General features: G+C 63.0%; 12 protein-coding genes. All 12 read right to left on the bottom strand.

What is annotated here, in order from left to right:
- Positions 1-30 precede the first annotated feature (30 nt).
- A complete protein-coding gene (locus AN936_RS03235) occupies positions 31-2,343 on the bottom strand; it encodes a TonB-dependent receptor (RefSeq protein ID WP_234715818.1) in 2,313 nt (770 codons plus the stop codon).
- Between the two features lie 118 nt (positions 2,344-2,461).
- On the bottom strand, positions 2,462-6,085 hold the full coding sequence (locus tag AN936_RS03230) for an ABC transporter permease/M1 family aminopeptidase (RefSeq protein WP_054586877.1): 3,624 nt from the start codon (positions 6,083-6,085) through the stop codon (positions 2,462-2,464).
- 10 nt (positions 6,086-6,095) lie between these two features.
- Positions 6,096-6,974, bottom strand: coding sequence for an ABC transporter ATP-binding protein (locus AN936_RS03225; protein ID WP_054586876.1), 879 nt, complete (start codon positions 6,972-6,974; stop codon positions 6,096-6,098).
- Between the two features lie 464 nt (positions 6,975-7,438).
- On the bottom strand, positions 7,439-7,912 hold the full coding sequence (locus AN936_RS03220) for a heme-binding protein (RefSeq protein WP_054586875.1): 474 nt from the start codon (positions 7,910-7,912) through the stop codon (positions 7,439-7,441).
- Between the two features lie 11 nt (positions 7,913-7,923).
- Positions 7,924-10,017 (bottom strand): PQQ-dependent dehydrogenase, methanol/ethanol family, encoded by a 2,094-nt coding sequence (locus tag AN936_RS03215; protein WP_084758614.1) that lies wholly within the window; start codon positions 10,015-10,017, stop codon positions 7,924-7,926.
- Positions 10,018-10,074: 57 nt separating this feature from the next.
- Positions 10,075-10,365, bottom strand: coding sequence for a hypothetical protein (locus tag AN936_RS03210; protein WP_054586874.1), 291 nt, complete (start codon positions 10,363-10,365; stop codon positions 10,075-10,077).
- A gap of 10 nt (positions 10,366-10,375) precedes the next feature.
- A complete protein-coding gene (locus tag AN936_RS03205) occupies positions 10,376-12,457 on the bottom strand; it encodes a M13 family metallopeptidase (RefSeq protein WP_054586873.1) in 2,082 nt (693 codons plus the stop codon).
- A gap of 80 nt (positions 12,458-12,537) precedes the next feature.
- Complete coding sequence (locus AN936_RS03200; protein ID WP_054586872.1) at positions 12,538-13,974, bottom strand: amidohydrolase family protein; 1,437 nt, start codon at positions 13,972-13,974, stop codon at positions 12,538-12,540.
- A 220-nt stretch (positions 13,975-14,194) separates the two neighbouring features.
- Positions 14,195-16,042, bottom strand: coding sequence for a DUF885 domain-containing protein (locus AN936_RS03195; protein ID WP_201782960.1), 1,848 nt, complete (start codon positions 16,040-16,042; stop codon positions 14,195-14,197).
- Between the two features lie 89 nt (positions 16,043-16,131).
- Positions 16,132-18,222, bottom strand: a complete 2,091-nt coding sequence (locus tag AN936_RS03190; RefSeq protein ID WP_054586870.1) for a PQQ-dependent dehydrogenase, methanol/ethanol family — start codon at positions 18,220-18,222, stop codon at positions 16,132-16,134.
- A gap of 39 nt (positions 18,223-18,261) precedes the next feature.
- Positions 18,262-19,335 (bottom strand): dipeptidase, encoded by a 1,074-nt coding sequence (locus AN936_RS03185; RefSeq protein WP_234715728.1) that lies wholly within the window; start codon positions 19,333-19,335, stop codon positions 18,262-18,264.
- Between the two features lie 20 nt (positions 19,336-19,355).
- Positions 19,356-20,921 (bottom strand): amidase, encoded by a 1,566-nt coding sequence (locus AN936_RS03180; RefSeq protein ID WP_054586868.1) that lies wholly within the window; start codon positions 20,919-20,921, stop codon positions 19,356-19,358.
- Positions 20,922-20,932: the final 11 nt, after the last annotated feature.

The following is a 20,932-nucleotide window of genomic DNA, read 5'->3' as shown; positions in this document are numbered from 1 at the left end:
GGGATGCGGACGGCATCGAAATCATGAGACCTAGAAGCGATAGCTGACTGTCGCACCCCAGGTCCGCGGACGATAGACCTGCCGCAGCAGGCGCTCTCCCCCACCCAACGCCAGGCGACCGAGTTCATCCTCCGATTTGAGCAGGTTATCGACGAACACCGAAACATTAGCGCCGCCTGTACGAACGCCCAGTCGCGCAGAAACAAAGTTGCGGGTATCGATGAGGGCATAATTCGGATCGTAGCCCGCGTTACCGGTGGGCGTCGTATAGCCACTGCGGTAATCGTACTGCACATGGCCGTAGCCGACCGTATTTCCCGCGCCCAGTTCGGTTTCATAGTCGGCTGCCAGCGAAATAATCCACGCCGGCGCGAACCGGTCTCCCTTAGTGACGATCGGGAGCGGGTTGGTGGGAACGGTGAGCGTCTGCTGCACCCTTGCGTCGGTGTAGCTGAAGTTGGCATCGAGCGAGAGGCCAGTGATCGGCGTGACGGTGATCTTGCCCTCGACGCCGCGCGCCCGTGACTTGCCCAGATTGTCGAGGAACGGGTTACCGCAATTCAACACGTTGCGCGTCCGCTGCACGTCGGTCCAGTCGATCTGGAACACGTCGCCGGCGAAGGTCAGCCAATTGCCGACACGTCCCTTCGCACCGACCTCATAGCTCCAGGTGCTGTCGGACCGGTACTGACGCGGCGGATACCCGTCGGCATAACCCAAGCTGCGGAGTTGCGCCTGGCACGCCTCGTCGAGCGTACCCGGGGCCGGGATCGAGTTGGTGCCGCCCGGGCGGAATCCCTTGCCCGCAGAAGCGTAAAACATCAGATTTTCGTTCGGAGTATATTCGATGCCGAATTTCGGCGTGATCGGGCTCTCCGACGTGCGGCCGACATTTACGGCGTCGGTCGGCAATTTGAAGCCCGAAACCTGCCTGAAATCGAAGGTTATATAGGAATAGCGGACACCCGCGCTTACCGACAGTTTATCGGTCAGATTATACTCCAGATTGCCGAACACGCCGAATTGCTTGTCGCGCGCCTGATCGAGAAGATAGCCGATGGTGCCGTTGACGACGGGAACCAATCCGAGCAGATCCCACAAAAAGGGTCCGTCTGTGGCCGGCGCGGTATCAAACTCCTCGGCCGTCTGACGCGAATTCTGGTAAAACACACCCGCAACATAGCTGATCGGACCGGTGTCGGGGTTGGACTGGATGCGCAATTCCTGGGTAAAAGAACGCTGGCGCATTTCAAGGTTGATGACCGCGCGTTCGTCGATACCGGGGAGGTCAATATCTGCCGGAATCGGGCCCGGATATCCGAGCAACGGACCAAGGCCGCCAAGTATGTCTATGAAAAACGCAGTTCCATCGTCTTTGTTGACCGCCCGACGATCGGTAATCGCGGTATTGCTGATCAAACTTGCCGGACCAAGATCCTGCTCGATCTTGAGCGAATAAATAGTCGCCCGGTCGCGACCATAGGAATCAAGCCCTTCGCCGCTCGTGAATTTGGGGTAGGCTGGCCGATCATAGGGATTGCTCGCGCGCCATTCCCAGAACTGGTCGCTGTTGTCGCGATCGGCCTGTTGGTGAAAGACGCCCGCGGTGATCGTGGTATCCTCGGTCGGCTTGAACGCCAGCTGCGCCTGCCCGACATAGGTATCGCGCTCGTTATGGTTCTTGCGCGCCGTACCGCGGCTCGGAACAATCGGCACGCGGTCGATATAGCCGCCATCGCGGCGATAATAACCGCTCACCCGAAATGCGAGCTTGTCCTTGATGATCGGGCCCCCGACGGCAGCGCCGCCTTCATAGCTCAAGCCGCCGCCCTCGGTCGTCGCGAGCTCACCGCGCGCGTAGCCGGTGTATTCGCTAAATCCCGGCTTGGTCGAAATGAAACGCACCGCGCCGCCCATGGCGCCGGCGCCAAACAACGTACCCTGCGGACCGCGCAGCACTTCGACACGCTCGAGGTCGAACATCGCCGGATAAAAGTTCGTCGTCAGGCTGACCGAGCGGACCTGCACCGGCGTATCGTCGATATAAACGCCGTTCATCGTCGCGCCGACCGACGAGGAAAGCCCGCGGATCACCAGATATTTGATTCCGAACGTACCCTGATTGATCGAAACGCCCGGCGTCATGCGGGCAAGATCCTCCATATTTCGCACGCCCTTCGTATCGAGCGATTCCTGCGAATAGGCAGTGATGCTGAGCGGCGCGCTCAGAATCGATTCGTCGCGGCGCGTCGCCGTGACGATGATGTCGCTGTTATTTCGCGCCTGCTCATCGGCTGCCACACGTGCTTCGCGTTCTTCGGCCGACGTCTGCGCCGAAGCCATCGACGGCAAAGTCAGTGCCAAGACGGAAATGCCAGTCAGAAAATACTTATTCTTGTACATCATAATATCCCCCTAGTATTTTCAATTAAAATATTGATTTAAATAACTGAAATTCAAATTACTCAATTGCCATGACGTTGTCGTCGGTATTGCGGTCGATATATTTGAGGTACGGATCCAACCCGACGAACAGCGGCTTTGCATTCACGACCAGGGTGATCTTGCGTTTCCCGGTCGTCAGGCGCTGCGATTGCATCGACAGGACATTGGCTTTTCCGAACCCCTTGGCGCTCGGGTTGGCGGTGAAGACGCCGACATCGATCATTGCATCCAGCGGCGCATCGGTCTCGACGCCCTTGCCGTCGGCATAACGCTTGTGCGCCTCGGCGGTCATCGTCACCGTCCACTTGCCGTCGGGACGGCGGCTCGCCTGCGCGCCGGCGACCTTGAGGTCGTACAGCGTGATGTGCTGGAAGGAGTCGGTGATCAGTTGCTGTTGTTGCGGCGTCTTCGCCTCGGCGCGGAGCAGGTCGACCAGATGGCGGCCGGTCGGATAGGGCGGGCCCTTGAACGCGAACTGCTGGACCAGCGTGCGCAGCGCGCGATTGACCTCGGCCTCACCCAGTTGGTCCTTGAGCAGGTACATGATGTTACCGCCCTTCTGGTAGCGGACATAGGCCTGCTCCTGCACCCGCTCGAGCGTCGGTTCGGCAACATTCTCCTTGCCGCGCGTCATGAGATAACCGTCCATGCCGCGCTTCAGAAACTTGCGGATCATCGCATCGCCGTAGCGCTTCTCCATGACCATGATCGCCGAATATTGGGCGAGCGTTTCCGACAGGACGGTGCTGCCCTCCATGTCGGCGCCGGTCACCTGGTGAAACCACCATTGGTGCGCCAGTTCGTGCGCGGTGACATAGGCGATGAAGTCGACGCCGTCCTTGTCATCGATCTTGGTGATGAACCCGGCGCCTTCCGAATAGGGCACGGTGCCCGGAAACGCCTGCGCGAAATTATTGTAGACGGGGAATTCGATGACGCGGAATTGCTTGAACTGGTACGGGCTGAAATTCTTCGAATAATAGGCGAGCCCGTCCTTCGCGATGTCGACAAACCGGTCGACATTATAGGTGTGCGCCGGGTGGTAATAGATTTCGATCCCGATGCCGTTCCACTCGTCCTTGCGCACCGCATATTTGGCCGCGTTGATCGAGAAGAAGTTGAGGATCGGCGCCTCGGTGCGGAAGCGCGCAATCTGGCGGCCGCCCTTCACTTCGCGCGAAATCCGCTGGCCGGGCGCGACGAGCACCTGGTCGACCGGACCGCGCACAGTGACGTCGGCGTTCACATAATCGCTGTCGTGACGCAGGTAGGTGAAGGCACGGGCATGCTCGTCCTCGAGCTTGCTGAGCTTGAGATCGGGGTCGAGCCCGTATTTGCGCCGCGTCGCGCGATCCTGCAGCAGCGGCCAGCGCGACACGCCGAGGTTCGGCGTCAGCGCGAAATTGTTGAGGAAGGTGCCGTTGCCGACGATCCGGTCCTCGTTGCCCGAGTTGCGGAACCCGCGCTGCTCGCGCAGCGTCTCGAACCGCACTTCGCGCTTCTCGCCAGGCGCCATCGGCTTGTCATAGGTATAGACGCGGAAATTATAGTCCTTGAGTTCCTTCGTCAGCCGCGCGCCGGGCACGTCGAGCGACAGCATCTTGATGCCCGGCTCGATCGTCGTGCCGAGGAAGCTCTTCGAGACCGACGGATGCGCCCATTGCAGATAGACCTGGCTGATCGGCTTGTCGGACTTGTTCTCGATGACATAGCTGCCGCGCGTGACCGCCCGCAGCTGGTCGGGATAAAGGTCGACGTCGAGCGTCATGTCGGTGATGTGCGGCTGCAAATGCGCCTCATAGGGCAGCAGCGCCTTTTCGTAATTCGCAGCCCAATGCTGGCTTTCGTTAAACGTCGGGAAGTCGTTCAGGACATAATTGTTGTAATAGATCCAGCTACCGACCGCGACCATGACGGCGACCGCGACACCGGTGATCGCACCGGCGCGCCCGGCCAGCCGCTGCGGCAGACGGCGGATGCGCACCTTGAGCGGCGCCGACGCGCCGCGCCGCCACAGGCCCCAAGCCAGCACGGTGAGGATGACCGCGCCCGCCGCCCAATAGAGGCGGTACCAGGCCGCGTAGCCCGCATATTCGCCAAGGCCGTTCATGTCTGACAGCGGCATCGGCGAGGTGGTGGCGTAGATGTAGAGATGGCTCTCGAAACCCATCGTCGGCAGCATCGATTCCGCGACGAAATAAAGCAGCATGATCAGCAGGCCGACGAACTTGTGCGGCGCCAGCGTCTGCACGAACACGGCAAGCACCGCGTACATCACCATGGTCAGGAACCACGGCGCGAGGAACCATGTAAAATAATGGCCATATTCGATCGCGGTGAAGCCCTTGAGCCATTGCACGGCAATCGCAGCGATGATCGACATCAGCCCCATCGCGAGCAGGATGACGCAGATCGCGAGAATCTTCGGGACCATGAAGGCCCAGTCGGGCGACGGTGTCGAATCGACGATCTCGTGCATCCGCCGCTCGCGGTCGCGCCACACCAGCTCGCCGGCATAGAAGGCGGCGATGAACAGCGGGATCGTAACGAACTGTTCGTGCAGCGCCTTTATCATCACGCGCGTGACCGGATGGATGACCGTCACCGTGTCGTCGCCGGCGAGCCACAGGCCGATCACTTGGTTCAGGAAGGCGAAGCCGAGCAGGACGATGAAAACCGGGCTGCGGAGTACGCCGAGTATCTCGAAGCGGGTCAGCGCGGCGAGCGGCCCCCAGCCCAGCCCGCGATCGGTCGGCGGCGGCGGCGCCGTCGTCGAGACGACCGCCTGCGCGGTCTCGTCCTCGTTCGACTTGCCGCGTGCCGGGCGCCGGTCGGCGCGCGTCGCAAAGCCGGTGCGGATGAACGAACGCCACGCCAGCGCCAGGAAGCCCAGCCCTACCGCCAGCCAGATCGCGCGGCTTTGCAGGATCAGACCCGCGAACGGCGGCAACAACAGGTTGCGGTCGTTGGCGGTCCAGTTCTTGGTCGCATAAGCGAGCGACGAAAGCCCGAACGGATCGCTCAGCGTCGAAAGCGCCCCGAATTCGGGGCGCCCCAGATACATGCGGGTAAAGAGATAGATGGCGAGGACGACGAGCGCCCCGACATAGGTCGCCACCAGCGAACGGGTGATCGTCGACAGCGCGAAGAAGCCAGCCGAGAGCAGGAACAGGGTCGGCAGGCAGAACAGCGCATAGGCGTAGAGATAGTCGCCGATATTGACCGGCCCGATCGTTTCCGGATCGAGCCCCGGCATCAATATCGCCGCCAGCAAGCCAAGCGGTACACTGAAAAACGCCAGCGACGCAGCGGCGAAACCGCCGGTGAAGCGGCCGAACAGATAGTTGAACTTCGACAGCCGCGTCGCCTGGATGATCGGGCCAAAGCCGGTTTCGTCATCGCGCAACACCACGCCGGCGACGAAGGCGACGACGATGAACATCGCAAAGATCGACCAGATCGTCGATTGCATCGCGATCGCGAACGGCGCGTTGCGGAACACCTGACCGCCCCAGCCGATGCGGATGTCGTCGGACACCACCATGCCGAAGGCGAGCAGGAAGAAGACGATGAACGTCCCCCAGAACATGGGCGAGCGAAGCTGGTATTTCAGCTCGAATGCAGCGACGTGGCCAAACATGTCCGGTCCCTCAGGCGGCGCGGCGCAGCGGCAGCAGCGTCGAGAAATAGACGTCTTCGAGATCGCCTTCGGCGGCCGTAAACCCGTTGCCCGGATTATTGTCGGCAAGCACATGGATCACCGTGCGGCCTGACGCGAGGCGGGTCGCAATGATGTCGTACTGTGCGCGGTGCGCGTCGAGCTCATGCTTGTCGATCGTCTTGGTCCACACGCGGCCCTTGACCTGCGCGACCAGTTCGTCGGGCGAACCGGTGGTGATGATCCTGCCGCCCGCGATGATCGCCGCATTCTGGCAGAGATCGGCGATATCCTGCACGATATGCGTCGAGAAGATCACGACGATATTTTCCGCAACTTCGGACAGGAGATTAAGGAAGCGGTTGCTTTCCTCCGGATCGAGACCGGCGGTCGGCTCGTCGACAATGACGAGGCGCGGCTGGCCGATCAGGGCCTGCGCGATGCCGAAACGCTGGCGCATACCGCCCGAAAAACCCGCCACCGCCTTGTTCCGCACGCTCCACAGATTGACCTGGTTGAGCAGCGTCGCGACGGCGTCACGACGTTCGCCACGGTTGCTGTATCCCTTGAGCACCGCGAGGTGATCGAGCATGTCCCACGCCGAAACGCGCGGATAGACACCGAAATCCTGTGGCAGATAACCCAGCGTCTGGCGCAGGGCGTCGGGATCGGCGAGGACGTCGATCGCATCGAACCGGATCGCGCCTGAGGTCGGCACTTGCAGGGTCGCGATCGTCCGCATCAACGTCGACTTGCCCGCACCATTCGGCCCCAGCAGTCCGAACATCCCGGCCGGGACATTCAGCGAGACCGAGTCGAGGGCACGCGTCCCGTTCGGATAGACGTGGGTAAGATTCTCGATCTGGAGCATTAGGGTCCCCGCAGAAATTATAATTAGAGAGATATTCGACCGTAAATTCCTGAAAGATTCAGAAGTATTTATTATTATTACTTTTTATTACTTCACGACTTTAGGTACGCTTGCACTACAAGCGTCGGGTTCCCTGAAAACGGGAACAATGGCACCTCTCTGACTTTTATTGGTAACATCTTGCTGCACCAAAATGGCGCGACGCAAAACACAGTAATTCTGGTCCGTAGCATCAGATAGGCTAAGGGTACGATCGTCGCGCAATCTGGCTGCTCCGCGAGGCTGCGAATGACGCGGCACATGGCGCGAGCATAGAGCTGCGCCCCGCCTCAACAGGAGGTTTTCGGGCGTTTCAAAACATGTAGGGCCGTCGCCGACCGGCGGGTTTCGCGCGCCCGGTCGATCGCGACTGAGACCGATAAAAACAGGGCGTCAGGGGCCCGTGTTTGCCTATCTTCGCGGCGCTATTTGGCGCCAGACGCGGCAGCGTCGAGACCCGATTTGGCGACAGCTTCGTCGTCCTGCGCCGACCCGCCGCTGACTCCGATGCCGCCGACGATCCGGTCGCCGCGCATGATCGGGACGCCGCCGCCGACCAGCGCCGCACCCGGCACCGACAGCAGCGATGGCTTCCCGCCATCGGCCACCTGCTCGAGGATCGAGGTCGGAGCGCCGATCGCCGCCGCGGTCGCCGCCTTCTTTTCGGCAAGCGCAAGGTTGATGAAGGAAGAGCCGTCCATCCGGTACGACAGGATGACCCGGCCCTCGCGATTGACGACGACGATCGCCATGTTGAGCCCCTTTTCGATCGCCGTCTGCTGGACACGTCCGGCAATCGCCTGCGCGTCGGCCAGGCCCACCATCGCATCGCCGGGTTCGGCCGCGGCCGAAACGGACAGGCACGCCGCAACCGCGGCCGAAAACAGGATTCGGGTCATTGGATCGATCCTCAATGGATGCTTTTCAGCGCCGTCGCCGGCTCGACCGCGACGGGTTCGGCCAGATAGGCGTGGATGTCGCGCGCGTCGTTCTTGCTCAATATGTCGCCGAAAGCCGCCATGCCTGCATAGACGAATGCGCCATCGAGCACGATGCTGTTGAAGGCCTCGTGCGTTTCGGGCGTCATCTTCCACAGGTTCGGATAGCCGCCCGATCCCGTCGAATCGCCATGGCAACGCGAGCAATTCTCGGCAAAGAGCTGTCCGCCACGCGCCACCTGCGCCGCCGTTCCGCGGAAGTTTGCCGGTGCGGGGAGCAACGGCATCGGCTTGCGAAGCGCCGCGAGCTTTACCGGTGCGCCATCCAGCTTGAAGACGATCAGGCGCGGGTTGTTCTCGCGCTCGGCGGCGGCCCATCCGGGCATGAAATAGGCGTTCATCGCGCCGCCGAAGCCCGCGGCCACCGCGACATATTGCTCGCCGTCGACCTCATAGGCCATCGGCGCCGCCATGATGCCGGTGCCGATGTTGATCCGGCGCAGCACCTTGCCCGTCCGCCCGTCATAGACGGTGAGGTAGCCGTCGGCCGAGCCCTGCATCACCAGCCCGTTGGCGGTCGTCATCACGCCGCCGCTCCAGAACGGCATCACCTTCGAACTCCAGACGAGCTTCTGCTTCACCGGGTCCCAGGCTTTCAGGACCTGTTCGAACCGCGGCTTGGGCTGGTCCTTGAGCAAGGGCGCCAATGCCTTGTCGTTGGGATCGCCGAAGGCCGGCAGGCCGGTCTCGACCCCTTGCACGACGCTATAGGGCCGATAGGGCTGCGGCTTCATCTGGAAGGTCATCGGCGTTTCGAGGACCGGAATATAGACGAGCTTCGTCTGCTCGTTATACGCCATCGGCGGCCAGTTGTGCCCGCCCGCCTCCGACGGCCAGACCAGTTTCTTGCCCTTGGAGAAATCCGACTGCTCGGTCAGCACGGGGCGTCCGGTCTTCATGTCGACCCGCTCGGCCCAGGTGACGGTGGTATATTTTTCCGCCGACAACAGCTCGCCGGTCACCCGGTCGAGGACATAGAAAAAGCCGTTCTTCGGCGCCTGCATGATCACCTTGCGCAGACGCCCACCGACTTCCATGTCGGTCAGGATCATGTTCTGGGTCGCCGTATAGTCCCAGCTATCCTGCGGCGTCGTCTGGTAATGCCACTTCTTGCGCCCGCTATCGGCGTCGAGCGCGAGGATCGACGAGAGATAGAGATTGTCGCCGCCGGCGGGGCTGCGCTGCCACACCGAATGCGGGCTGCCGTTGCCGGTACCGACATAGACGATGTTGGTGTCGGGATCATAGACGATCGAATCCCAGGCGGTTCCGCCGCCGCCGAGATCCCACGCCGACTTGGGGTCCCACGTCTTGCGTGCCTCGGTCACTTCGGGATGTTCGTCGGGTCCCGCCGCCGGGTCGCCCGGGACGATGAAGAAGCGCCAGGCGAACTTGCCGGTCTTCTTGTCGAAGGCGCTGGCATAGCCGCGGACACCCATTTCGCCGCCGCCGTTTCCGATCACGACATTCTTGCCGGCGACGCGCGGCGCCCCGGTGATCGCATAGCTGCGGCTGCGGTCGGTGATCGTGTCGACTTTCCAACTCGGCTTGCCGGTCTTGGCATCGAGGCCGACGAGATAGCCGTCGAGCGTCGCGACATAGACCATGCCGTCGTCGACCGCGACGCCGCGGTTCACCGCGTCGCAGCAGGTCCGCCGCGCGAACTGGCCGTCGACGTCGGGATCATATTGCCACAGCAATTTGCCCGTCTTCGCATCGAGCGCATAGACGACGCTCCACGGCCCGGTGGTGTACATGACGCCATCGACGACGATCGGCGTCGCCTCGACCCCGCGATTGGTGCGGCCACGCACCACGAAGCCGGTGAATTCCCATGCGACGCCCAGCTTTTCAACATTCGCTGCGTCGACCTCGGACGCCGTATAATATTGCGCCGTTTCGCGCATCCACGCCGCCATCGCGCCCGCATCGTCACCCGATCCGCCGCATGCCGCGAGCGGCAGCGCCGCCGCGACGCTCAACACCAGTTTCCGCCATCCCCGCATGACCGAAATCCCTTCATTCATCATCGAACACCATCAAATTTCCAAAAATAACGAACGTCAGCTTCGGCCACGACCGCCGAGCAGGTTTTTGATCTTCTGGAACACCGAAATCCCGAACACGGCGGTGCAGGTCCAGAAGGCACCCTCGGTCACCACGGCCGCAGCGGTAACCGCCCCGACCCGCTGGCCCAGCGTCGGTTCGAACAGAAGCAGAAAGGCGCCGACCGCGATCCAGCTCAGCACTGCAAGCCCGATGACCGAAAAGGCGATGGTGCGGCCGAAGCGCCCGTGCAGGACGCCGGTCTTGGCCGGGTCGGCCGGCGGCGCGGGAATTTCGGGATCATTCATGGCCAGTTCCTCACCAGACCCGGATGCGTTTTTCGGGCGCGAGATACAGTTTGTCGCCGGGCTTCACGCCATATGCGTCGTACCAGGCATCGAGATTGCGCATCACCCACACGCGCTGGATCGATGGCGCATGCGCGTCGGTCATCAGCCGCTGGCGCAGGTCCGCCTCGCGATAATTACGCCGCCAGATCTGCGCCCAGCCGAGGAAGAAGCGCTGATCGCCGGTGAAGCCGTCGATCACCGGCGCCTCCTTGCCGCCGAGCGACGCGCGATAGGCGTCATAGGCCAGCGTCATTCCGGCGAGATCGCCGATATTCTCGCCGAGCGCGAACTCGCCCTTCATATGCTCGCCGGGCAGCACTTCGTAAGTTTCGGCCTGTTCGACCATCGCCTGCGTCGCCTGTTTGAACGCCGCCTTGTCTTCGGGCGTCCACCAGTTCGCGAGTTCACCCTTCTCGTTATATTGCGCGCCCTGATCGTCAAAATGATGGATGATCTCGTGCCCGATCACCGCGCCGATCGCGCCATAATTGACGGCGGGATCGGCATAGGGATCATAGAAGGCAGGCTGAAGGAACGCCGCCGGGAAGACGATCTCGAGCTGGTTGTAATGGGCGTGGGCGTTGACGGTCTGCGGCGTCATCAGCCATTCCCAGCGCCGCGTCGGCTGGCCGGCTTTTTCGATCATATAGTCGAAGTTGAAACGGTTGGCGCGGACGAGGTTGCCGAACAGATCGCCGCGTTCGACCTGCAAGCCGCTATAATCGCGCCACTGGTCGGGATGGCCGATCTTGACGGTAAAGCCCTTGAGCTTTTCCTTCGCGCGCGCCTTGGTTTGGGGCTGCATCCACGCCAGCTTGTCGATGCGGCGGTCCATGGCAGCGAGGATGTTGTCGATCAAGGCGCGCAGTTCGACCTTGTATGCAGGCGGGAAATAGCGCGCGGCATATTCCTTGCCGATCGCCTCGCCGAACGCCTCTTCCATGAAATCGACGCCGCGCTGCCAGCGCGGTGCCTGTTCGGGCGCGCCCTTCATCACCGTGCCATAGAAGGCGAAATTCTCGCGTCCGATCGCGTCGGGCAGCGCCGCCGACAGATCGTCGAGGCTACGCACCAGCAGCTGATCCTTGAGCACCTGCAGCGGCGCGCGGTCGAGGATCTGCGCCGCCGCCTTGGTCGCGCTCGGCATACGGATCTGGACTTCGGCGATCGCCGGGTTCCACGCCTTCAGCACCGCCGCCATATCGAGCGTCGGGGTGGAGAATCGCGCCGTCTCGGCCAGCGTGAACTTGTTATAGGTCTTGGTGGAATCGGTCGAATCGTCGCGGCTCCAATAGGCTTTGGCGATCTCGGTCTCGACCGCCATGATCGCCTCGGCGCGCGCCTCGGCGCCGGTTTCGCCAGCCAGCGTCAACAGCTTCGCGAGATGCGCCACATAAGCCGTGCGGATCGCCGCCATCTTCGGGGTGTCAGCAAGATACATGTCCCGGTCGGGCATGCCGGTACCGCCCTGTTCGATCACCAGAAGCATCCGCCCCGGCTGCTCGTCGTCGGGCCAAGTGTAGGGCAGCCGATAGCCCGCCCATGCCCCCGACGAGCCATAGACGCCGCTCACCCCGATCTGCGCCGCCTCGGCGACAAGCGCCGAATAGCCTTTGCGGTCCTTCAATCTCCGGACCTTGTCGAGCCACGGCCGGATCGGCGCCAACCCGAGCGTCTCGACCGTCGCGCCGTCGAGATAACTCGCATAAGCGCGGCCAATCAGGCTTTTGTCGTCGGCCCCGGCGGCATCGAGAATCCCGCGCACGCGCTGCTTCGACAAATCGTCGAGCGCGATGAACATGCCGTAATTGGCCTTGTCGGCCGGGATGGGCGTGTTCTTCGCCCAGGTGCCGTTGGCATATTCATAGAAATCGTCGCCGGGTTTGGCCGCACGGTCCATGCCTGCGGTGTCGAACCCGAAACTGCCCCGTTCCGGCTTCGGCGACGCTACGCCAGCGGCGGCCGCCGGCGCCTCCTGGGCCGAAGCTGCGGGCACGGTAGCGGCCAGCGCGGTACCGGCAAGCAGGGCGGCGGCGAACAGATTTTTCATGGGTGGAATGCCTTTTCGATTGGCAGGCCGGGTTCAAAGTGCGTGGCTGATCCGCCCGGCGGCTCGCTCCGCTGTCCGCGCTATTTCCTCTCCGGCATCGGCACTTCTTCGTGCGCGGGCTTATAGATGCGGCCGTCCTGCAGCATCAGCCGGCCGCCGACGAAAGCGGTGCGCACCTTTTCCAGCGCCTTGAAATCCTCGTCGGGGTTGCCGTCGACGACGATGATGTCGGCGAGCTTGCCGGGCTCGATCGTCCCCAGCCGGTCGCCCATGTGCATGATCTCGGCGCTCGTCTTCGTCGCCGCGACCAGCGCCTCGGCCTTGGTGTAGCCGATCTGGGTAAAGCTCTCGAGTTCGTTGATATAGGCGCCGGGCATATATTCGGGCCAGTTGACGATCAGGTCGAGCCCGATCCCCATCTTGACCCCGGCGCGACGCATCTTCTTGCCCATCTCCAGAATCGTCGTCTCGTTGAGTTCGAAGCGGCGCGAGGTCGAACCGAAATAGCCGCCCGACGAGCGGCTGATGATGCGATAGGGGACGAAGGTCGGCACCGAGGCGATACCGCGCTTCGCCATCAGCGCGACCGCCGCGTCGCTGCGCGGCAGCGGATGCTCGATCGAGTCGACGCCGGCCTTGATCGCCATGTCGATATATTGCGTTTCGCTGTCGACCGTCACCGGCAGGCCGAGCGAGTGCGCCTCGTCGACCGCAGCGGTGATTTCCGCCTGCGAATATTCGCTGGCCAGCTTGATCAGGTCCGCCCCCTTGGCGAACTGGATGCGCACCGCTTCGCGCCATTCGTCCGGGCCGGACGCGATCCGCACCATCGAATTGGGATTGTCGTTCGGCTTTTCGGGATAGCCCGGCATCATCGCGTGCAGCGCGGCGTGGCCGCCGGTTTGGGTGATGAGCTGCCCCGCGGTGAAGATGCGCGGCCCGGCGATTTCACCCGCCGCCTGCAGCCGCTTTAGCACGAACGGCGTGTCGCCGTGCGACGCGACGTCGCGCACGCTGGTCACGCCGGCCTGCAGATGGATGCCCATCCGCCGCAGCCCGCGCATCGCCGATTCCGCGCCGCTCAAATGCGCGGCCGAATAGACGCTCGAGTCGGCGACATCGAGGAAGGTCAGATGCGTGTGGAGGTCGATGAGGCCGGGCATCACCGTCTTGCCGGTGACGTCGTAGACGACGGCATCGGCGGGCCAGTTCTTGTCGTCGGGACCGAGGACGGCGGTGATCGCTTTGCCCTGCACGACGATCGTCGCCGGGCGCGCCGCCTTGCCGGTGCCATCGAACAGCCGGCCGCCGACGAGCACGAACGATCCCTTCGGCGCGTTATAGTCGGCGGGGACCGGAATGCGCAGCACATCGTCCGAAAGCGGCACCGACTTGGGCAGCCACTGGTCGCGATTATAGATCGGCCGCGCTTCGGGCCCGTTATCCTGCGCGAGCGCGGGCGAAGCAATCATGGTGGCGGCAAGCAGCAGCCCCGAAATCCGTGCGGCGATCTTCATCCTGTCCCTCTTGTCGTTCTGACGAACGCCCCGCCCGCGAAACCCTGGCGACGCTTTCGAATTTCTGTTTCCCAGCCCCAGTTTATCTTGGGCCTATGCCCCTAATGGGTGACAGCCAAAGCCTGAGGCAACGTAATAAAGCTGACCCAGAGGGTCAGAAATTCTGGGCATTGCCCGGGGCGCGACCCGCCCGCCGAAGCGGGCGGGTCGCGCCAAAGGATCACGCCGCCTTTTGCCTTGCGATCCACTGATCGACGCGGCGTTCGAGCAGGTCGAGCGGCGCCTGCCCGCGGCCGAGGATCGTGTCGTGGAAGCCCTTGATATCGAACTTGTCGCCCAGCGCGTCTTCGGCTTTCTTGCGCAGCTTCTCCATCTGGATCATGCCGATCTTGTAGCCGGTGGCCTGCCCCGGCATGATGATGTAACGCCGTACCTCGGCTTTGATCTGGCCTTCGGAAGCGGCCGAATTTTCGGTGAAATATTTGATCGCCTGATCTTCGGTCCAGCCCTTGGAATGGAGCCCGGTGTCGACAACCAGCCGGATCGCGCGCCAGATCTCGGTCGTCAGGCGGCCAAAGTCCGAATAGGGATCCTTGTAAGCGCCCATCTCCTTGCCGAGCTTCTCGGTGTAAAGGCCCCAGCCCTCCTGATAGGCATTGACGTACAGAAATTTGCGGAAGTTCGGGATGTCGGTCAATTCCTGCGCGATCGCAAAGTTCATGTGATGTCCGGGCAGCGCTTCATGATAGGCGATCACCTCGAGCTGCGGGATCGGCATCGACTTCATGTCGAGCAGATGCGCGTAGAAGACGCCCGGCCGCGATCCGTCGGGGGTCGACATATAATAATGCTGCGCGCCACCGGCGATCTCGCGATAGGGTTCGACGCGTTTCACGATCACGTCGGCCTTGGGCAGAATGCCGAAATATTTCGGCAGTTGCTGCTTCATGAAGGCGATGTGCGCGGTCGCCGCATCTATATATTGCTGCCGCCCCGCATCGGTGTTCGGATAATAGAAGCGCGGATCGTCGCGGACGAATTTGAAGAAATCCTGCAGCGTCCCCTTGAAGCCGACCTGCTCCTTGATCTTCTCCATCTCGCCCTTGATCCGCGCGACCTCGTCGAGGCCGATCTGATGGATCTGTTCGGCGGTGAGGTCGGTCGTCGTCGAACTGACGAGCAGCATGTCGTAATAGGCCTTGCCGTTCGGATTCTTGCCGACCCCGGTCGCGACCGCATCGGCCTTCGGCAACTCGGACTCGAACCACGCGATCAGCGCCTGATAGGCGGGCAGCCATTTCGTGGTCAGCGCCTGCCGCGCGGCTTCCTTATAGGCATCGGCCTTCGCCTGATCGATCTTGCCCGCCTTGACCAGCCCGTCGATTTTCCCGGTGGCATCCGACCAGATCGCGCTTTCGCCCTCGCCGCCGAACGGCGCGCCGGTGATCAGTGCGCGCGCCTGCCCGATCATCGCTTCATAGGAAAAGCGCGGCACCCGCGACCCTGCCTCGGCATTTTTTTTTGCGATGTCGAGCAATTGCAACTGCGCGCGCGCGACTTCGCCGATCCGCACGATATAGGCGTCCATGTCCGCCACATCGTCGACCTTATGCACCTGCATCAGGAATTGCGGGATGCGCGTGTGCGGCCCGTACATCTGCTGGAAGACATAATTGTTGCGCCGGAACTTTGCGTAGCCCGCCGCATCCTCATAGCGGTAGATCCAGAGATCGTAGGAAAGCTGCGCGTCCTCGGGCAGTTTGGCGCGGTCGAACTTCGCCTTCATCTCCTCGACCGACCCGCGCTGCCAGTCCATTTTCCGGTCCTCGGCCTCCTCCGAAAAATCGTCGATCTTGTCATAGTCGGTTTTGTCGCCCTGATAGCCGCGCGACATCGGACTGAACGCCATTTCCTCCTCGAACTTCGCGTCGAACCAGGCGTTGAGGCGCGCCGTCTCGGCATCGACCGCGGGCGCTGCCGCGACGGGCGCCTCGAAGGCAAATGCCGGTGCGCCGCCGAGCCCGGCGAGGACAAGCGCCCCCGCGGCGGCAAGACGAAGCGCCGTCATGCGTCGGCGCGCCGGCTTGTTCATATGGGTCACATTCACGATCAATCTCCCGTTTATACGATGTCACTGCGGCCGAGCGCGACCGCCGGTCATTTCTTCGCTTCTTCCTGCTGCAGCAGGCGCGCCTGTTCGCCCATATAGGCGCGGATGGTTTCGGCCTGTTCGGGGGTAATCCAGCGCGCGAAGCTCACCATGCCATTGTCCTTGAGTGCACCGTCGATGACGATGCTCTTCCAGACCGCAGCGTCGGCGAGCGCGCCCGACCGGCGCAGGTCCGGTGCGGCAAGGCCTTCGTGGCAGGCGGCGCAATTTTCGCCATAGACGATCGCGCCGGCGTTGACCTTGTCGGCTGCGAAGCGTTCCTTGGGCGGATTGGCGGGCGCCGGGGTCAGGTCCTGCTTCGGCCAGGCGGCATTGCCGCCGAGCTTGAACACCATGATCCGTCCGTTCGGCTGCGGCAGGCGCGGCCTTTTGGTGTCGGGAATCCCCATCGCGCCGCCGCCCTTGCCGACCAGCACCGCGACATATTGCTCGCCGTCGATGCTGTAGCTGACCGGCCCGGCCATGATCCCGACCGGCTGCTTGTAGGTCCAGAGCTTCTTGCCGTCCTTCGCGCCGAACGCCGTGAACTCGCCATGCGCATTGCCCGCAAAGACAAGGTCGCCCGCGGTCGCCAGCGTGCCGCCGTTGATCATCTCGGGCTGCTCGACGCGCCAGACTTCACGCTGCTTCACCGGATCCCACGCGATCAGCGCACCCGAGCCATTCGGGTCCTTCTCGTTGAGCAAGACCTGCGCGCCGATATTGAGCCGTCCGGGGCGAAATTTATACGCCGGGTCCTGATCATATTTCAGGCTCCACTGCACGGTCGGGATATAGACGAGGCCGGTGCGCGGGCTGTACGACATCGGCTGCCAGTTGTGACCGCCGACCGATGCAGGCTCGATCATCTTCACGCCGTCTTCATAATAAGCGTTGGCGCTCATCACCGGACGGCCGGTCTTAAGGTCGATATGATCGACCCAGCTCTGCCTGACAAAAGGCTTGGCCGACACAAGCTTCCCGGTTTCGCGGTCGATGACATAGAAGAAGCCGTTCTTCGGCGCCTGCATCAACACCTTGCGCTCCTTGCCGCCAACCGGCAGCGTCGCAAGCATCATCTGCTGGGTATGCGTATAGTCCCAGCTATCGCCCGGCGATCCCTGATAATGCCATTTATACTTGCCGGTATCGGCGTCGACCGCGACGATCGAGGCGAGGAACAGATTATCGCCCTTGCCGTCCGACCGCACCCGCCGGTTCCACGGCGAGCCGTTGCCGACGCCCAGATAGACCTGATCGAAATCGGGGTCGTAGACGATCGAATCCCAGACGGTGCCGCCGCCGCCATAATCATACCATTTGCCGGCCCAGCTTTTCACTGCCGTCGCCATGATGGGGTCGGACGCGGCGCCGTCGGGGCCTTTCGCCGGGTCGCCCGGCACGGTGTAGAAACGCCAGACGAGCTTGCCCGTTTCGGTGTCATAGGCGGTGACGTAACCGCGCACGCCCAGCTCGGCGCCGCCGTTGCCAATGATCACCTTGTCCTTGAACACGCGCGGCGCGCCGGTAATCGTATAGGGTTTTGAATTGTCGGTCGTCTGCGCCGACCATATCTGCTTGCCGGTCTTCGCATCGACCGCGATCAGCCGACCATCGAAGGTAGCAACGAAGACCTTCCCCTTCCACACCGCAACGCCGCGGTTAACGACGTCGCAGCAGCCATAGACGGCGCGGTCGCCATCGACTTTCGGATCGAAGTGCCAGAGCTCCTTGCCGGTCTTGCCGTCGAGCGCATAGACCTTCGACCAAGCGGTCGAGGTATAGATGACACCATCGACGACGATGGGCGTCGCTTCCTGTCCGCGATTGGTGTCGAATTCGAACGTCCAGGCAAGACCGAGCTTCGCCGCGTTTCCAGCGTTGATCTGGTCGAGCGCGCTATACCTCTGTTCGGAAAAAGTTCCGCCGTGCGCCAGCCAGTTCGCTGGCTCGGCCGCGGCATTCAGCAAACGTTGCTGATCGACGCCCTCCGCCCCCTTGCGCGCCCCGAACGAGACAAGCTGGCTGATAATGATCGCCGCGACGACGAGCGCCGCCGCGATGACGAAATATTTTCCCCGGCCCGACAGGATCTTCATAATGCCCCCAACTGTTTTCTGTTTATTGCAACGGAGCGATCAGGCGCCCCACACCTTTTCGAACACGCGCAGCAGATTGCCGCCGAGCACCTTGTGAATTTCCTCGTCGGTCCAGCCGCGTTCCATCAGCCCCTTGGTAACATTGGGATATTCGGTCACTGTTTCGGTATCCTTGACCATGAACCAGGGCGGATTGTTGCTGTAGACATCGCCCGGCCACAGTTCGGGGATGATCGCGACCAGATCCTTGCGACCCCACATGAAGTCGGAACCGAGCGCGATATGATCGACGCCGACGAGCTTCTTCATATAGTCATATTGGTCGAGATGCTTTTCGATCCCGACCTGCGCCGTCACCGGCTCAGGCGAATTGCGCACGCGGGCGTGGAAATCATTGACCTTGGTCAGCCCGATCACGCCGCCGGTCGCGGCGATCGCTTCGATCAGCTTGTCGGTCATGTTGCGCGCATTATCGACCTTCGAGCGCAAATTGGTGTGCGAGCAGATGACCGGCATGCCCTTCGAGATTTCGAGCGCCCCGAACGAGGTCGCCTCCGCCGTATGCCCGCCAACGTCGAGCACCAGCCGCTCTTTGTGGATTTCCTCGACCAGCCGCTTCCCCGCGCGGGTCAGGCCGACATCGGGGTCGAGCGATCCGCCGCCGAACGGGCCCGCGACATTGTAGACGAGACCGACGATGCGCAGACCAAGCTGCTTGTAGCCGCGCAGATTGCCGATCGCGGGCATGACCGGGTCGCCGTCGCGCACCAGAAATTCGGCCGATTGCCAGCCCGACACATGCGCGATCTTGCCCGCCTGGTTCGCGTCGCGGATGTCGCGAACGGTGAGCGCCTGGACGATCCGGTCCGGATGCCGGTCGAGAAAATTATGCAGTTCGACGAAGCTGTCGAACCCGCCCCGGCTCTGGCAAATCACGTCGAGACCGGCGGCCTCCAGCTTGGCGAGATATTCGTCGTTGAGCGTCGAACCGTCGAGACCTTCGACCAACGGCGCTGAATCCTGCAGCTTGCGCGCGTCCTGCACGCTCGCGCGCCGGGCCTGCGCCAGCGCGCCCGGCGCCGCGAACGCCGCCGCCGCGCCCAGCCCTGCCATGAATGCTTCCCTGCGATTCATCATCCCTCTCCTCGTCCAACCGGATTGTTTCGTCCGTCCCGCCCGACCGGGCGGCTCCCGCGCCAGCCAGCGCGGCGTTCATAGGCGGCGCCGAGCGCCAGCAAGGTCACCTCGCTGAACCGTGGTCCGGCGATCGTCATCCCGATCGGCAAGCCGTCCTTCGATAGCCCGCACGGCACGCTGAGCGCCGGCAGCCCGACGAGATTGAAGATCATCGTGTTCTCGATCGAGAACAGCGGCTCGACGCCGGGGCCATATTCGGACGCGACGGCAGCCGTCACCGTTGGCGGCAAAGTCTTGGTCGTCGGCAACACCAGGATGTCGAAGCCGTCGAATGCCGCGTCGATCGTCCGCTGGCGCTGCGCGATCGAACGGATCATGGCGACATGCTCTCCCAGCTTGTGCGACGGGGAACCGCCTTTCGGATCGTCGAGCATTTCGGTCAGCATCTGCATGATGTTGCGCGTCCGCGTCTGATACGCGTCGGGCCGCTCGGCGAACGGGCGGCTATGGTAGCTCAGCAGGTCGGGCGCGGTGAACGCACCTTCGGGCAGGTCGCCCCATCGGAAGTCGACGTCGCGGATGCTGCCGGCGATCGTCGCGAGGGTCTTGAGAGCGGTATCGACCGCACCCGCAACCTCGGGATCGAGCCCGTCGAAGAAGGGACGTCGCGGGACGCCGATACGCAGCGCCGAGACCGGACGGCCCGGCACCGCGGCATAATCTTCGCGCGGCCGCTCGACGCTCGCGGGATCGAACGGATCATAGCCGGTCATCGCCCCGAGCAGTAACGACACATCCTCGACCGTCCGCGCGATCGGGCCGATGGTGTCGAGGATCGCGATGCCCGGGCCGGCGCCGCCGTTCGAGACCAGCCCCGCGGTCGGTTTCAGCCCGACCACGCCGCACCATGCCGACGGGATGCGCACCGACCCGCCGCTGTCGGTGCCGAGCGCGCCGAAACACATGCCCGCCGCGACCGCCGCTCCCGAACCGCCAGACGATCCACCCGAGACATGGTCCTCGCTCCACGGGTTGCGCACCGGGCCGTAATGTGAGGTCGCGTTGGTCGGGCTGACCGCAAATTCGGCGAGATTGGCCTTAGCGACGATGATCGCACCCGCCTCGCGCAACCGCCGCACGACATGCGCATCCTTCGCGGGCACATGATCTTTCAGCAGCGCGCTGGCGTTGGTCGTCGGCGCGTCGGCGGTATCGATATTATCCTTGAGCGCGATCGGCACGCCGTGCAGCGCCGAACGAAAGCGCCCCGTGCGCGCCTCTGCGTCGAGCGCCGCCGCCTGCGCCAGCGCCTGTTCGCGCATCGGCGTGATGATCGCATTGATCCGCGGGTTGCGGGCGTCGATCCGGCCAAGGCAGGCCTTCGTCAGATCGCTGGCCGTCAGCGTACCGGCGCGGATCGCACCTGCCGCTTCGGCAATCGTCAGATCGGCAGGATCGCCTGCCGGCTTGTCCAGCGCAGCGGCACCGGACCGGGACGCCAGAAGCGACTGCCCCCCACCCGCCGCTGCCGCGGCCGCAAAGAGGAGTTCGCGGCGGTTCATCGCAAAGACAA

Origin of the sequence: Sphingopyxis macrogoltabida, from assembly GCF_001307295.1 — a bacterium.
Classification (GTDB): Bacteria; Pseudomonadota; Alphaproteobacteria; order Sphingomonadales; family Sphingomonadaceae; genus Sphingopyxis; species Sphingopyxis macrogoltabida_B.
This window is presented reverse-complemented; position numbering and strand designations above follow the sequence as displayed.

Coding starts and splice junctions, on each gene's coding strand:
- AN936_RS03225 (WP_054586876.1), bottom strand. CDS start 6,974: ATGCTCCAGATCGAGAATCTTACCCACGTCTATCCGAACGGGACGCGT.
- AN936_RS03235 (WP_234715818.1), bottom strand. CDS start 2,343: ATGGCTTCGGCGCAGACGTCGGCCGAAGAACGCGAAGCACGTGTGGCA.
- AN936_RS03220 (WP_054586875.1), bottom strand. CDS start 7,912: ATGACCCGAATCCTGTTTTCGGCCGCGGTTGCGGCGTGCCTGTCCGTT.
- AN936_RS03190 (WP_054586870.1), bottom strand. CDS start 18,222: ATGAAGATCCTGTCGGGCCGGGGAAAATATTTCGTCATCGCGGCGGCG.
- AN936_RS03195 (WP_201782960.1), bottom strand. CDS start 16,042: ATGACGGCGCTTCGTCTTGCCGCCGCGGGGGCGCTTGTCCTCGCCGGG.
- AN936_RS03200 (WP_054586872.1), bottom strand. CDS start 13,974: ATGAAGATCGCCGCACGGATTTCGGGGCTGCTGCTTGCCGCCACCATG.
- AN936_RS03185 (WP_234715728.1), bottom strand. CDS start 19,335: ATGGCAGGGCTGGGCGCGGCGGCGGCGTTCGCGGCGCCGGGCGCGCTG.
- AN936_RS03210 (WP_054586874.1), bottom strand. CDS start 10,365: ATGAATGATCCCGAAATTCCCGCGCCGCCGGCCGACCCGGCCAAGACC.
- AN936_RS03180 (WP_054586868.1), bottom strand. CDS start 20,921: ATGAACCGCCGCGAACTCCTCTTTGCGGCCGCGGCAGCGGCGGGTGGG.
- AN936_RS03215 (WP_084758614.1), bottom strand. CDS start 10,017: ATGCGGGGATGGCGGAAACTGGTGTTGAGCGTCGCGGCGGCGCTGCCG.
- AN936_RS03230 (WP_054586877.1), bottom strand. CDS start 6,085: ATGTTTGGCCACGTCGCTGCATTCGAGCTGAAATACCAGCTTCGCTCG.
- AN936_RS03205 (WP_054586873.1), bottom strand. CDS start 12,457: ATGAAAAATCTGTTCGCCGCCGCCCTGCTTGCCGGTACCGCGCTGGCC.